At 73.3% G+C, this 266-nt stretch carries 1 pseudogene; it reads left to right on the top strand.

What is annotated here, in order from left to right:
• Nucleotides 1–266, top strand: a pseudogene (locus tag MJ643_RS30855) (Mur ligase family protein); the annotation flags it as partial.

The following is a 266-nucleotide window of genomic DNA, read 5'->3' as shown; positions in this document are numbered from 1 at the left end:
GACGCGACCGGAGCGGTCGATCCCGACGTCGCCGTGATCACCCCCATCGGCCTGGATCATCAGGAGTACCTGGGCGACACGATCGACCTGATCGCGGGCGAGAAGGCCGGGATCCTCACCGCCGGCGCGACCGCGATCATCGCCGCCCAGCCCGAGGGCGATGCCCTGGACGTCCTGCGCGAGCGCGTCGAGGAGCTCGGCGCGGAGGCCGCCTTCGAGGGCGAGCAGATCGGCGTGATCGCCCGCACGCCCGGCGTCGGCGGGCA

This window comes from Pseudomonas sp. PNPG3 (assembly GCF_023093815.1).
GTDB classification, from domain to species: Bacteria; Pseudomonadota; Gammaproteobacteria; order Pseudomonadales; family Pseudomonadaceae; genus Aquipseudomonas; species Aquipseudomonas asiatica.
Note: the sequence above shows the minus strand (reverse complement) of the source record. Positions and strands in the feature narration are given on the sequence as shown.